The organism is Streptomyces sp. NBC_01017, assembly GCF_045162795.1.
GTDB lineage: Bacteria > Actinomycetota > Actinomycetes > Streptomycetales > Streptomycetaceae > Streptomyces > Streptomyces machairae.
Window position 1 is genome coordinate 5007781 of record NZ_CP108683.1, and the last position, 14704, is coordinate 5022484.

General features: G+C 69.1%; 8 protein-coding genes. 2 read left to right on the top strand and 6 right to left on the bottom strand.

What is annotated here, in order from left to right; genetic code table 11:
• The first annotated feature begins 30 nt into the window (after positions 1–30).
• On the top strand, positions 31–1725 hold the full coding sequence (locus tag OG331_RS22715) for a bifunctional 3'-5' exonuclease/DNA polymerase (RefSeq protein ID WP_406199066.1): 1695 nt from the start codon (positions 31–33) through the stop codon (positions 1723–1725).
• Here the strand turns inward: OG331_RS22715 and OG331_RS22720 are convergent, their stop codons facing one another.
• The 3 genes from OG331_RS22720 to OG331_RS22730 form a co-directional block, all read right to left on the bottom strand.
• Entirely contained in the window at positions 1726–5265 is a 3540-nt protein-coding gene (locus OG331_RS22720; protein ID WP_406199068.1) for a BTAD domain-containing putative transcriptional regulator, read from the bottom strand.
• Positions 5266–5684: 419 nt separating this feature from the next.
• On the bottom strand, positions 5685–6581 hold the full coding sequence (locus tag OG331_RS22725; RefSeq protein ID WP_406199070.1) for a glycosyltransferase family 2 protein: 897 nt from the start codon (positions 6579–6581) through the stop codon (positions 5685–5687).
• A 223-nt stretch (positions 6582–6804) separates the two neighbouring features.
• Positions 6805–8295: a Tat pathway signal sequence domain protein gene (locus OG331_RS22730; RefSeq protein WP_406199072.1), complete on the bottom strand. Its 1491-nt coding sequence runs from the start codon at positions 8293–8295 to the stop codon at positions 6805–6807.
• 859 nt (positions 8296–9154) lie between these two features.
• Between OG331_RS22730 and murF the strand changes: the two genes are divergently transcribed.
• Positions 9155–10609 (top strand): UDP-N-acetylmuramoyl-tripeptide--D-alanyl-D-alanine ligase, encoded by a 1455-nt coding sequence (gene murF, locus OG331_RS22735; protein ID WP_406199075.1) that lies wholly within the window; start codon positions 9155–9157, stop codon positions 10607–10609.
• A 311-nt stretch (positions 10610–10920) separates the two neighbouring features.
• Here murF and OG331_RS22740 read toward each other — a convergent pair whose 3' ends face one another.
• Genes OG331_RS22740 through OG331_RS22750 form a run of 3 tightly spaced genes read right to left on the bottom strand, consistent with a single transcriptional unit; the run spans position 10921 to position 14663 of the window.
• Positions 10921–12177, bottom strand: a complete 1257-nt coding sequence (locus OG331_RS22740) for an ATP-grasp domain-containing protein (protein ID WP_406199078.1) — start codon at positions 12175–12177, stop codon at positions 10921–10923.
• 35 nt (positions 12178–12212) lie between these two features.
• Positions 12213–13346: a peptidogalycan biosysnthesis protein gene (locus OG331_RS22745; RefSeq protein WP_406199080.1), complete on the bottom strand. Its 1134-nt coding sequence runs from the start codon at positions 13344–13346 to the stop codon at positions 12213–12215.
• A gap of 51 nt (positions 13347–13397) precedes the next feature.
• The gene (locus tag OG331_RS22750) at positions 13398–14663 is read right to left on the bottom strand and encodes an MFS transporter (protein WP_406199082.1); all 1266 of its coding nucleotides are present in this window, start codon (positions 14661–14663) and stop codon (positions 13398–13400) included.
• Between the last annotated feature and the right edge of the window lie 41 nt (positions 14664–14704).

The following is a 14704-nucleotide window of genomic DNA, read 5'->3' on the forward strand; positions in this document are numbered from 1 at the left end:
GTTGTCAGACCCGGGTGCCACACTCGCAGCATGACCGACCGGTGGGCGCTCGCTCCGGCCGAGGACGGCGGCGTTGAGATCGCCCCCCTCGGTCCGGACGCGCTGCCCGCGGGGCCGGTGCGCCGGGAGGCGGACCTGGCGGAGGCCGTGCGGGGGCGGCCCGATGTCGCGCGGTGGGTGTGGCGGTCCACCGCCGAGGTCTATCCGCGCCTGCTCGCCACGGGGGTGCGAGTGGAGCGGTGCTACGACATCGAGGACGCCGAGACCCTCCTCCTGGGTCACGAGGGGCGGTCCGGGGAGCCGAGATCGGCCGCCGCGGCCCTCGCCCGGCTGCGCGGGCGCCCCGTACCGCCCGATCCTCCCCAGCGGTCCGCCGAACCCGGCTCGCAGTCCTCCCTCTTCGAGCCGCAGGCGGTCCATGTGCCGCTCGCCGACCTCGTCGAGGTGTACGCCGACCAGCAGCGCCGGCACGACAAGGCCGGGCATCCGGAGCGGATGCGGCTGCTGACCGCGGCCGAGTCGGCGGGGATGCTGGTCGCCGCCGAGATGAACCGGGCCGGGCTGCCGTGGAGCGCCGAGGTGCACCGCCGGGTGCTGCACGAGCTGCTCGGTGAGCGGTATGCCGGGGGCGGGGAGCCGCGGCGCCTGGCCGAGCTGGCCGACGAGGTGTCCGCGGCCTTCGGTCGCCGGGTGCGGCCCGATCTGCCCGCGGACGTCATCAAGGCCTTCGCGCAGGCCGGGATCAAGGTCAGATCGACCCGTCGCTGGGAGATCGAGTCCCTCGACCATCCGGCGGTGAAGCCGCTGGTCGAGTACAAGAAGCTGTACCGGATCTGGGTGGCCCACGGGTGGTCCTGGCTGCAGGACTGGGTGCGCGACGGGCGGTTCAGACCGGAGTTCCTCGCGGGCGGGACGGTGACCGGGCGGTGGGTGACCAACGGCGGGGGCGGACTGCAGATTCCGAAGGTCATCCGGCGCGCTGTGGTCGCCGACCCCGGCTGGCGGCTCGTGGTGGCGGACGCCGACCAGATGGAACCGCGTGTGCTCGCCGCGATCTCCCGTGACCCCGGGCTGATGGAGGTCGCCGGACGGGAGTCCGACCTCTACCAGTCGGTGTCGGACCGCGCCTTCTCCGGCGACCGCGCCCAGGCCAAGCTCGCCGTGCTGGGTGCCGTCTACGGCCAGACCTCCGGAGACGGGCTCAAGAACCTCGCCGCGCTCAGACGCCGTTTCCCCAAGGCGGTGGCCTACGTCGACGACGCGGCGCGGGCCGGTGAGGAGGGGCGGCTCGTGCGGACGTGGCTGGGGCGGACGTGTCCACCGGCGGCCGGGGCGACGGACGACGCCGCCGAGGAGGCCGGCATTCCGGTGCCGGACGAGCCCGCCGAGGGCTCCGGGCCACAGGACTGGGGGCCGGGCTACGCCTCCACCAACGCCCGCGCCCGGGGCCGCTTCGCCCGCAACTTCGTCGTCCAGGGCAGCGCCGCGGACTGGACCCTGCTGCTGCTCGCTGCGCTGCGGCGGGCCTGCGCGGGCATGGCGGCGGAACTGGTCTTCTTCCAGCACGACGAGGTGATCGTGCACTGTCCCGAGGAAGAGGCCGAGACGGTCGTGACGGCGATCCGTGAGGCGGCCGAACTGGCGGGGCGGCTGACGTTCGGGGAGACGCCGGTGCGGTTTCCGTTCACTACGGCGGTGGTGGAGTGCTATGCGGATGCGAAGTGATCACCGGGCCTGCTCCAGCAGGAGGCGGAGCTCCTCGACGACCGCCTTCTCGTCGGTGCCTTCCAGCAGGTCGAGAGCCGTGCGCCACTCGGCGTGCGCGGCCTGGACACGGCTCAGTTCCCGCAGCAGCAGGCCGTACTGGTGCCGGGCCAGGCCGCCCATGTAGCGGTCGGCTCGGGCGTCGGCCCGGGTGAGGAGTTCCGCGCAGGCGTGGGTGGCGCGGTCGGTGTGGCCGAGGAGACGCAGGGCGCGGACCAGGCCGAGACGGGTCTGGGACTCGCCGTGCCAGTCGCCGTGGCCGCCGAGGATGCGCAGGCTCTCCTCGAAGTGCGCGGCGGCTGCCGCCGGTTCGCCGAGGGTGAGGTGGGCGTAGCCGATGTTGCAGTGGGCCGAGTGCTGCACGATGAAGTTGCCGGTCCCGTCGCCGATGGCGAGTGAGCGGCGGTGCTGCTCGATGGCGGCCCGGGGGTCGGTGTGCTCGTACAGGTTGCCGAGGTGGCTGTAGGTCACCGCCTCGCCGTGCGGGTCGTTCAACTGCCGTGAGTACTCCAGGCTCTGGCGCAACGCCTCCCCCGACTCGGCGTAGCGGCCGAGCCCTTCGAGGAGCAGGCCTCGGTTGTTGAGGCAACGACGCATCCAGGAGATCACTTCGAGCCGCCGCCAGATCGTCAGGGCGCGGTCGTTGAGGTGCAGGGCCTCGGTGTGGCGGCCGGTCAGGAAGTGCAGGCCGGCGAGGTCGCCCAGAGCGTATGCCTCGGCGGCGTCGTCCCCGAGCCGACCAGCGAGACGGAGGGCGGTCCGGCCCAGGAGCTCCATTTCGGCTACGTGGCCGCTGCGTTGGAGGTAGGGGAAGAGGAGGCGGATGAGAGTGGAGAGGGCGGAGAGACGGGAGGAGGCGATGGCGGTAGGCAGGGCGGACTGCTCGTCGCTTTCGTCGCCGCCGTACTGCTCCACCAGCGCGACGACGTTCTCCAGTTCCGAGTCGCCCCAGGCGAAGGCGGCTTCGGCGCCGAGGAAGGGGGGCACCGTGGCGACGGTCGTGGCGTGCTCCGGCGTTTGGGTCGGGGTCGGGCGGCGGCGGTCGTCCTGGTCGAGGCCGGGTTCGACGATGGCGGTGAGGGTGCGTTCGGCTACGGCGGCGTACCAGCGCAGGGCGGTCTCGATGACCTCGTCGTCGCCATCGGTGTCAACGCCCGCGCCGGCCCCCGCGAGTTCGCGGGCGAAGTCGCGTACCAGGTCGTGGGGGGCATAGCGGCCGTACGCCGTCTCCTCCAGGAGGGCCACGTCGACGAGACGGTCGAGGGCGGCCTCGGCGCGGCGCTCGTCGGTGCCGGTCAGGCGGGCCAGCAGGGGTGCGCCGTACGCGGGCAGGTCGAGGGCGCCGATGTGGCGCAGGGCGAGGGCCGCGTCCCGGTCGGCCTCGCGTTCGGAGGCGGCGAGGGCGTCGTGGGCGACGGCGAGGGAGCGGCGGACGCTCAGGTCGTCGTACTCCAGGTGATGCAACCGGCTCTCCGCCGCGGCCAGTTGCCCGGCCAGCGTGTCGGGGGTGAGCGCACTGCGGGCGGCCAGCCGGGCGGCGACGACACGGAGGGCCAGGGGGAGGCCGCCGGTCAGGGTGATGAGGGGGTGGGTGGGGGTTGGGGGGCTGGTGGGGGTGGGGTGCTCGGTGGTGGGGCCTTGGCCCTCGGGGGTGGGGGCTTGGCCCTCGGGGGTGGGGGCTTGGCCCTCGGGGGTGGGGGCTTGGGGTTGGCTGCCGGGTGGGTGGCCGTCGCCGGCCTGGCGGGAGCCGCCCTCGCCGCCGTAGAAGCCGTCCCGCCCCGACGCCGCGCGCAGCAGTGCCGCACTCTCCTCGGCAGTGAGGGGCGTGAGCGGGAAGCGGCGGACGCCGTCCAAGGCCGTCAGCGGGGAGCGGCTGGTGACGATCACCGCGCAGCCGGGGCCCGCCGGGAGCAGCGGGCGTACCTGGGCGGCGTTCGCGGCGTCGTCCAGAAGCATGAGCGTGCGGGTCGGTGCGAGCAGCGAGCGCAGCAACGCGGCTGCCGCGTCCGGGTGTTCGGGGATGGAGCGGGGGTCGGCGCCGAGGTCGCGCAGGAGTGCGGTGAGGGCCTGGCCGGGGGTGAGTGGGGGCATACCGGGGGTGGCGCCGTGCAGGTTGACGTAGAGCTGGCCGTCGGGGAAACGATTCGCCAGCCCATGTGCGGCCTCCAGCGCGAGGGCACTCTTGCCGACGCCGGGCATGCCGCTGATGACGGCGACGGTGCTGGCGGGGGGCCGGGTTGGAGTGGGGGTAGCCGTTGGGGCGAGAGTGCCGCGCAGGTCGGTGAGTACGGCAGTGCGGCCGGTGAAGTGGGCCGGGGGTGGCGGAAGCTGGGCGGGGCGGGGTGGTCGAGGTGGGCCGGCCGGAGTGTCCTCCTCGGGGAGGGCATCGGCCGGCGCAGGTCGCCGGATGGCGTCGTCATCGCGCGTAGCGTCAGAGTTCGCGGCACCGTGGGCGACGTCGTTCGCGGCACCGTGGGCGACGTCGCCGTCGTGGGCAACGGCAGAGCCAACGGCCCCGCGCACCACGTCACCGCCCCCACCCGGCTCCCGCCCGATCCCACCGCCCGAACCCCCTCGCAGCGAACCCCCGGTTCCCCCGACTCCCCCCTCCGACCTCCCACGCAGCACCTCCACATGCGCCGCCCGAACCCCCACCCCCGGCTCCACCCCCAACTCCTCGATCAGCCGCATGCGCAGATCACGATGCACCGCCAGAGCCTGGGCCCGTCGGCCCGTGCGATGCAGGGCGAGCATCAGGTGACGGTGGAAGGACTCCCGTAGGGGATGCTCGGCGGCCAAGGCCGCAAGCTCGGGTACCAGGGCGTCGACGCGTGGCCCGCCCACGCTCAGCTCGGCGTCGTAGCGCCACTCCAGGAGCAGGAGCCGCGCCTCCGCCAGGCGCTGGACGAGCGCGTAACCGCCCACCTCGGCGGGCAGGCCGGCCAGGGGCGTGCCACGCCACAGTGCGAGTGCCGCCGTGCTCTCGCGCAGCGTGCGCTCCCAGTCCCGGCCGGCATGGGCGACGCGGGCCGCGGCGACGCCGGTCACGAAGACGTCGACGTCCAGTTCGCCCTCGTCGACGCGCAGGACATAGCCGGGCGGCACCGCCCGCAGCCGTTCGGGGTCGTCGAGCAGTCGCCGTAGCCGGGCCACGTGGTTGTGCAGCGAGGCCCGCGCCGACGGGGGCGGTGCCCCGCCCCACAGCACGTCCGTCAGCGACTCGACGGAGACGACCCGGCCGCCTTCGAGCAGCAGCGTGGCGAGCAGGGCCCGCACCTTGGGACTGCGGATGGTCCGGACGGCGCGGTCAGCGCGGTCGGGACGGGCGGGGCGGGCGGACACGCTCGCCGGGGCATCGTCGGGGCTCGGGCCGCCGTAGGCCCCGTAAGAACCGTCGCTGTCCTTGGGACCGTCACGGTCCTCGGGACCGCCGCCGTCCGTCCCGCCCTCGAACACAACCGGCGGTCCCAGCAGTCCGAACCGCAGCCCGTACCGCTTCACGCCGCCACTGCCTTCCCGCGCGACGCGCCCGCGCCCTGGTGTCCGACCTATGTGCACGCCCATGCACAACCCATGTACGACGGTTTCCCGCCACACCCTTCACGACGTTTCTCGGCCGGAAACCGTTCCGTCCTGGCCGTCTTCCCTCACCGTCCGTCGACTTCGCGCCAACTGAACGACGTCGAAACGGAGCATCGTTGGCCACATGTTAGCGATCCGTTGGTGTGGCCTGATGTGATCACTTCATCGGATCTGGCCCGACGGTGCGCGCGTACGACGCGTAACTCGGGGGAGTGTCGCCGCCGCGGCCGGATCCGGGGACGCATGCGGGTTCCGGTCGGCGGAGGTGAACGACCGGGACCCGCGTCCCCTTCCCCCTTCGTCCGGTGGCCCGGTCGCCCTGCCCTCAGGGTTGGTCCTCAGATGACCGGCGGACGCCCCAGCCGGCACAGCCGCCACACCGTGCGCCACCGCATGGGCCGCCGCTCACCGGCCGGTTCCCGTACGCCCTCCAGGAAGCCCCCGAACCAGGCGCGCAGGCCGGAGAACGACGAGCGGTTGCGTACGAGGGTGAGCAGCACCCACAGCCCGAGATGCACGGGAATCAGCGCGAGGGGCAGTCGGCGGCGCGTCAGCCAGACACGGTTGCGGGCGTTCACGCGGAAGTAGATGGCGTGCCGCGCGGGCGAGGTCTTGGGGTGCTGGAGGAGGAGTTCGGGCGCGTAGAGGATGCGCCAGCCCGCGTCGACGGCCCGCCAGGCCAGATCGGTCTCCTCATGGGCGAAGAAGAACTCGGCGGGCCAGTCCCCCGTCTCGGCCAGCATCGCCATGCGCAGCGCGTGTCCGCCGCCGAGGAAGCCGGTGACGTATCCGCCCCGCAGCGGATCCGACTTGCCGATCCTGGGCACGTGCCGCTGCTGTGTCTCCCCGTGCTCGTCGGCGATGCGGAAGCCGACGATGCCGAGCCGTCCGTCGGCGGCGTACAGGTCACGCACCCGCCGCAGCACGCCGGCGTCGACGAGGAGACCGTCGTCGTCCAGCTCGACCACGACGTCGACGTCCCCGAACTCACGCAACCGGGCGAGGGCCGCGTTCCGGCCGCCCGGGCAGCCGAGGTTCTCGTCGAGCTCGATCGGCGTGAACTCACCGGGCAGCCCCAGCCGTGCGGCGAACTCGGGCAGCGGGCAGCCGTTGCCGACGACGACGATGCGCTCGGGGGCGAGGTCCTGCTTGGCCACGGACTCGAGCAGCGCGTCGACCTCGGCGGGGCGGTTCCCCATGGTCACCACGGCGACAGCGATCCTCGGCTCCGTCATACCCTGCCCTCACCTCGTCCCGGCTGCAATTACCGCCGAGATGCTAGTGGTTCACGGTAAGGACGTCTCAATTTCGCCTTCTCGCAGGGCGATCGGCGGGCTACGTACGCCGGCTGCGCCCCCGGCCGCCGTACAACCAGGTGGCCAGCGTCCGGCGTCCGTCGTCCGTCTTCGGGCCTCAGGCCTCAGGCCTCAGGCCTCGGGCCTCGGGGCGAGGGCCGGCTCAGACCCGCAACGGGTTGGAACGCGTGGCCGCCATCAAGTACCAGGCGGTCGCCCCCACGTGCCGATACGGGTAGTACCCGAACCCGAACCCCGTGTCGAGCGGACTGCTGGCCGATACGACCCCCGCCCGCTCGGGCAGCGCGCGCCCACCGACAGTCTGCCCCTCGCCCAGCAGATCCTGGGCGCGCTCGATGGAGTCGAGCAGCCGCCGTGCACGCCCCTCGTCACCGTGCCGGCGCCGTTCCCGCAGGGCGAGCGCAAGATGAGCGGTCCCCTCGAACCAGACGCCGTTGCGGTCGGGCTTGGGCTGGGAGTCGGCGATCGGGGCGTCCTCGTTCGCGAGGAGACTGGCGGAACTGAAGGTGACACCGTCGTACGACTGCCCCGCGGGCACCGTACTGTTGCGCCGCCCGGCGTGGTCGAGGACGGCCAGTTCGCGCGCGGCCCAGTCCAGCGCCCGGGCGTGGGTACGGGAGTCGAGGGCGAGGTGGGTCCAGGTCTGGGTGTCCTCGGGAATCGGCGACTTGTTGACGGTCACCCCGTCATTGGTACCCGTGTAGAAGAAGCCGCCGTCCGGCTCCCACATCCTCATCACGAACGCCTCGGCACGCGCGCGCCGCGCCAGCCACACCCTCTCCCCCGTGAGCCGTGCGAGCCGACCGAAGAAGCAGAGGAGGTCGGTGTTGTGCTCGGTGGAGGTGAAGGGCAGCTTCTCGTCGGCGCCGTTGACCCCGAACTTGTACCCGCCGAGGGGCTCATCGGTACGCCCGTTCCGCTCGATCCACGCCCCGATCCGCACGGCACCGCCCAGGAACCGCCGCTCCCCCGTCCGCCGCGCCAGCGCACTGAGCGCGATCCCGGCCCAGGCCATGTCCCCCACCGCCGTGCCCGTGAACCCGAACTGCGTGCCGACATTGGCGACCCCGTCCGCCCGCACGAACCCATCGGGCTGCAGCGAGCCGTCGTAGAACGTGTACGGCCCCACGTTGTACGCCTGCCGGAGCCGCCCGTCGTCGTGCACCGGGTCGTGCTGCTGGGCATACAGCAACGCGTCCCCGAGCACGACGGCCCGGTCCCGTCCGTCGGCGGTACGGGTGGCAAGGAGGGCCAGGATCGCGAGGGCGTTGTCGTACGTGAAGGCGGTACTGAACAGACCGGCTTCGTCGCTGTAGCTCTGGGCGAGACGGACGGTGCCGTGGTCGGGGTAGGCGTCCATGGCGGCGGCGAGGAAGGATCGGCCGCGGCGGCGGGGGGAGGCCGCGGCGGCGGGGGCGGCACCCGCCCCACCCCGAGCCGTACCCACCCCGGCCCGCGCCTCGCCTGCTCCGGCTGCGGTGAGCAGCACAGCTCCGAGGCCGGCCCCGATGAGCCCACGACGACTGAACGCCGGTTCTTGCCGGCCGGTGCCGCCGATCAGGCCGTTCTCGCCGTTCTCGCCGTTCTCGCCGTTCTCGCCGTTCACGCTGTTCTCGCTGTTCACGCCGTTCATGGGTCTCCCTTGGCGGTCATTTGAGAGCGCTCTCATGGGTGCGGGGTCATTCTGGTGGTGCGGGTGGGGTGGGTCAACGGGCGGGAAGTGGAGTGCAGTTGAAGAGGCGACCGGCCAGCGACCGCATGTCCGTCGGGCGGGCGGGACGCTTTGTGTCTGAGCCGCCTTCGGGATTCGAACCCGGGCCGTGGGTCTGACCAGCGCAGACGGCGGCCTCGGACAAACATCGCCGCCTGGCGCGGGCGCCGAGGGCGGCGGCGCGAGGGGCTGCGTTCGTGCATGTGCCGGGCGAGCTGCGGTAGGAACTGTGACGACAGTGCACCGATGACCTGGGTGCCGGGGATGCGCACGGCGCTCAGCGGCCGTAAGTCCCCGGGGCGGCAACGGCAGCAGCGAGCGCGGGAAGCGCAGGAGTAGCAGCTGGAATGCGGGAATACGCGGCGCGTGTTCTGCAACCAAGTGCGACATCGTGGTCCGGGCCCGAAATCCGCTCTCCACCTGCGGGTCGCTGCGTAACTCGTAGGACACCGAGAGCTTCGCGTTCACCTCGCGCCAGAAGCAGAACCGATCGCCCGCCCTCACCTCGGCGGTGCTGACCACATGCATGCCATGCGCCCGCACGCCGCGGAAGCAGCGATGGAGCACCCGGCGAACGGCCGCATGCAGGGCGCTCTCCATCGCCCAACACACGCTGCCGCAAAGCAAAGAGAGGGCTTCCGTAAACTGACAGGATCTCATGGGACTGTCCAAGTTGCCGGAGTAGTCACAAGGCGCCGCGAACTCCCCAATACGGAAGGCGGGTTCGCCGACACCTCCGTGCTAGGCTGGGTCGCCTGAGGCTAAAAGCGATGAGGGCGAAATGATTGAAGTTTCCCAGCTGTTGGCGTGCACCGGCGCTTCCTTGATCAGATCAGGCGCGGAAAGCTTTACCGGTGCAACCATCAATAGCAAGGAGGTTTCGCCTGGTGACCTCTTCTTCGCCATTCGCGGCACTCGAGACGGGCACGATTTCGTGCTGGATGCCGTCCGTGCGGGAGCGTCCGGTCTGGTGGTCGAGCAGGATGTGCCCGATATTTCAGATTCCGTCGCCGTGATCAAAGTGCCCGACACTCTCACGGCGCTGCAGGAATTGGGCTCAGCGGCACGAGCACGTTCTGACGCCCGAGTCATCGCCGTCACGGGGAGTGCGGGCAAGACAACGACCAAGAGCATGGTCGCTCATCTACTGGGCGCACACCTCAACGTCTTGAGCAGTGCAAAGAGTTTCAATAATCATCTGGGCGTCCCTCTGAGTCTCCTCAGGCTGACGTCGGAGCATTCGCACGCCGTCGCGGAAGTGGGCACCAACCACCGGGGCGAAATCGGAAATCTGGCAATGCTCGTGAAGCCCGATATTGCTCTCGTCACGAATGTTGGTTTTGCGCATGTCGGCAACTTCGATTCCCGAGAAGACCTCGCCGATGAGAAGTCGGACCTGCTGCGGAATGTGAATCCTGGGGGATTCTGGCTGCTGAACGGCGACGATGAGCTGCTGAATGAGGCGGCACGACGTCAGCCTGTCCCGGACGGCGTCACCGTGGTTCGTGTGGGTTTCGGGCCCGAGAACGACATCAGGGCTGTCGACACACGATTCACCGAAGACGGAACGTCTGGTTCCATCCTCACGCAGGATGGCTCGACGCCCTTCCGGCTCCCGCTTCCCGGACGCCATTTCGTCTATGCCGCGCTCTTCTCTCTGGCTGTCGGTCGCCTCTGCGGCATCAGCGTGAGTTCGGGCGTAAAGAGTCTTGAAGAATTCTCCACGCCGCAAGGCAGAGCTTCGATGAAGCAGGTGACGGAGGAGCTGTCGGTCTTGGACGACAGCTACAACGCCAGCCCTGACGCGACGCTCGCAGCGCTGGACCTGCTCGGCGAGATGTCTGCGGGTACACGGATCGCGGTACTCGGCGAGATGCGGGAGCTCGGTGCCTGGTCGGACGAGCTGCACAAGCTGGTCGGACGCAAGGCGGCGTCAGCGGCAACTCATCTCATCGCGGTCGGAGAAGAAGGAAAGAAGCTCCTCGAGGCGGCGGCGGACCAGGGCTTCCCTTCCGCGGCTATGTGGCTGGCCACGTCGGCGCGGGATGCCCAGACGACGACGCAGGACATCGTCTCGGGGACTGCCGGACGATGTGTCGTACTAGCCAAGGGAGCGCGCTTCATGCACATGGAGCGCGTGCCGCTGGGGCTGTCGGGCACTCATGTCGGCTGCTCATTGAGTGTGTGCACGAAGTACATCCATTGCCAGGACTGTCCCCAATTGAAGGGTGAGTGATGTACGTGACCTCTTCGCAGGCGAGCGAACCGGTCATCAGGAAGTGCGCAGCCGGACACCACTTCATGTCGGACGCATGCGACCTGTGCGACTCCGGAGTGGTGAAGGAGTACCCGTATCGTGACGGCGACTGCATCGCCTGCAGCGCCTTATGCGGTGAGCAAGCATATGGCTGCACGTCGCCGGACCCGCTTGTGATCGGCGTCGGCGGGCTGTAGTTCAAGCCGGCTGAAAAGGGGCTGGGTCCCGCTCGATGGTTGAGCGGGACCCAGCCTTGTCCTATGAAGTCCTCTGATTCCGGGGGGCGCACTTCACAGTGGGCTGATGCCGAAGGCTATGTCCCGCGCTGCCTGCTGCGCGTTCCGACAGGACTGCTCGCGGTCTTCCCCCGTGGCGTGGACGTAGCCGACAGGACTGCTGTTGGAGTCAATGACGTCGCTGACAGCCTCGCCGTACGCGTAGTAAAGGCCAGCCGAATGGCAGGCTGGTTGCCTCGTTGCCTTGTCGAGACCCTCTGCCTTCCGGAGAAAGCCGCTCTGCGGGGCTGTGAGGTAGAGCTCGGTCACCGCGCTGGAGAAGGTCACGACCGGATCGTCTCCGGTGAGTTTCGCGACCAAGAAGTCGGCGAGCGGGATGCTGGACACGTAGCCTATGGCCTGTTCCATCCCGGCACCGACAAGGCGGGCGTTGAGTTCGACCAGACGCGGCCCGTCCGAGGTGAGGATGAACTCAAGGTGGAACGGCCCGAAGTCGTATCCGAGCGCATCCAGGGTGCGGCGCACGAAGGTGTCCGCCTCGGGGTGAGGCTCTTCGCCGGAGAATCGCAGGGCGAGTTCCACGAAATGCGGTGGTGCCGACATCACACGGTCGGAGTAGCCGAAGATGGTCAGTTCATCGCCGTCGATGAAACCCTCGGCGCTGAATAGCGGACCCTCAAGGTGCTCTTCGAACAGGAGCTGCCGCTTGGGCTCCACCTTCCTCGCATAGCGGCGTGCGAGGTGGTTTTGTGCCAGGGACTGTACGTCCTCGTCATTGGAGACCAGGGCAACGTCCCAGCTGTAGGCACCGTCCACGGGCTTGACGATGCAGGGGTAGCCGATGGGCGAACTCAGATTCTGCTCGTCGGCGGGCAGCACAGCCCAACGCGTGTTCTCCAGGCCGGCATCGGCAAGGGCCTCTCGCGCCTTCGCCTTGTCTCGCGCAATACCCACGCCATGCGGGGAGGGAGCGCGAAGCCCCAGGTTGCGGGCCACCTGAGCGGCGATGCGTACGAAGCTGTCGACAGAACTGTGGACCGCGGCGATTTGGGAATCAAGGGCTCCCAGGGTCTGTTGCACGGCCTTGGGATCGGTACTGTCGGTGATCAGCCAGGCATCGACGAGATGGTCGAAATGGTCCCCGTAGTAGTCGTGGTCGACGGTGACAACAGCCGTACGGTGACCGCGCGCACGCGCTGCTTCCAGGAAGTGCTCGCTGGATGACCTGAGGGGTTGACCGGCGGAGGGCAGTGCGCGGGCGCCTCCTGGCGATGTGTGCAGTTCGATGAGGACGACCCACGAGTTCTTCATGCAGTTTCCCTTCCGGGGTTGGTGAAGTTGCGCGGTCAGATGCCGCGGTGCAGAAAAGTGCTGGTCAGTGCGTCAGGAGTGAGCACCAGTTCGTCACGGAAGCGGTTCCAGGCCTCCTGGTTGTGACGCGCTGCCAAAGGGGGAAGCGTCTCCTTGAACTGCCCGGTGGCCAGGCCCCAGAGAGGTCGGACTTGAGCGCCGCGCCGAGCCTTGGCTGCGAGCGTCCCAATACCGAGATGCAGTAGGCGGACGCCGGCGAGGTATGCCTGCTCGATCGGCCGGTAGTAGAAGAGCTCGAAGTATTCTGAGGCACTGGGGCGGGGATGGTCGAACCCGAAAGCCCGACCGGCGATCATGGTGGATGTGGTGAAGGCCAGGCCACCCGCCCGCATCTCCTTGTCTGCCCAGCATGCCTGGATAGTTCCGAATTCGCCGCAGCATTCCGCCTGCAGGCGCATCAGTTCACCAATGAACTCATCATCGACGTCATGCCCATGTTTTCTCTCGTGACGGGCAACCAGCGGTGCGAACTGGTCCCAGGATTCGCGGAAGTCGACCGCATCCGTGGTGTATCCGGCACCTTGGAACGCCCGTCGGTCGACCCGGACTTGCCTGCGCTGATTGCGGCTCAGCCCGGCGAGGTAGTCGTCGAACGTGGTACCAGGAAGCTCAATGGCGCAGTCGGCAGCCATGATGCGGGGGGACGTGGCTGGTACGTGTTCGGTGAGATATGCGGTGTCCTCGTCACTGAGGTAGAGCCACCAGGCGCGGCCGTCGGACTCCTTTGCGGCGATCTCGTTCACCGCGCCGACCAGTTCTCGCAGTGCGGCTTCCGCCTCGGGATGGGAGCGGTCGACCAGGAGCCGACTTGAGTTGCCCCGTCGGCCCCCTGCGAGAACAACCGGCCTCCCGCCCCGCCCTCCGTCGTCCAGGTCCGGGAACAGCACGGCCGTGTCGTAGAGCTCGCTCCATTCCTGCTCGACCAGATGTACGGCGGCCGCGGCCACGACTCTGTCCCCACTCGTGACCTGCACGTATCGAGCGATGGAGTGCTTGTCCTGCTCCTGGTAGACGGTCCAGGCATAGCCGGCGTAGAACCAGCCGCCGGCCAGCGCGTCCCAGGCAGAGGCATCCACCTGGCGAATTGAGTCTGCTATCGAGATCTTCATGCTGCGTCCTAGCGAGGATGGCCGATGGTCACGGAGGAAGGAGTCGCTCACTCATGGCGCTGTCGCATCGTGTTGTGGCTCTTTGCGTGCGGGCACAGCGCGAGTGGCCAGTCGCTGTTCGGCCCACGCGGCCGCGGCGGCTGTCCCCAGCCCTCCGAGGACGAAGACGCAAGCGAGACCGAGCCAGCCGATGGCGCCATGCCCCAGGACCAGGACGGTCAGGGCTCCGGGCGCCAGGGCCCGCACCACGCCCGGGCCGAGCGCGAAAGCACTCTGGTAGACGCCCTGGGCGTCATCGGGCGCCAAATTGAAGCTGAAACAGAACTCGCCGGAGCTCTGCAGGAGTTCCCCCGACGTGAGGAGAGCTGCCCATCCTATGAGGACGACCAAGGCCGGCCAGGCGGCCATGTGCGGTGTGAGAGCCATGACAGCGCAGGAAGCCGCGAGGAAGAATCCGGCTCGACGTGCGGCGCGAGCAGCGGTGGGTACCGTACCGGCACTCTTGCTGACACGGACCTGGAAAAGCACCACCAGGCCGGTGTTGACCAAAAGTACTGCGGAGACACTCCACACCGGTGCCTGCGTGTGATTGGCCACCCAGAGCGGGAGAGCGAAGGACAGCACAGTGACATGAAGCGAGAGAACAGCGTTCGTAGCGGTGACCGCCATGTAGCCCGCGTCGCGCAGTGGCGCGATGAGCGATACGGCCGGGGAAGGTGCAACGGTTTCGGGAGACTGCGTGGAGACATGGATGCGGGACACCAGGACGGCCGCCGCCGCGAACAGCAAGCTGTTTCCCGCAATCAGGATGGTGTAACTGGTCGCGGTCCCGACGGCCAAGGCTCCGGCCGCCAGTAAACTGCCGACTCCCAGACCGATGTTCGTACTCGTGCGCAACTGTGCGCGTCCTACCACGCGTTCACCAGGCTCGCTGATGGCATGAATGAAAGCACCCGCGGTACCCGCCACCCCGCTCTCGGCTATACCACTGACGACGGCCACGCAGACGAACACGGGGAAGCTGTCGACCAGGGTGAATGACGCCATGGCGATCGCCTGGCCGATAAGCAGGATCAGGTAGATCTTCTTGACGCCGTACCGGTCGGCCAGCTTCCCAAGGGGCATCATCAACGCGAGGCCAACGCCTGTGGCGACGCCCAATCCCAGAGCGACCTGGCCGACACTGAGACCCACAGCGCGGGTGAAGAACAGCGCGCTGCCGGCAAGGTACAGACCGATTCCAATGGTATTGACAAGATTCGCGTAGGCGAAGCGACGCAGCCTCGGTGAAGCAGGCAAAAGATTCAGGCCGGCCATCACAGCTTCGGTTCCATTCGGTGGGGTCGAGAGAGCGGAAA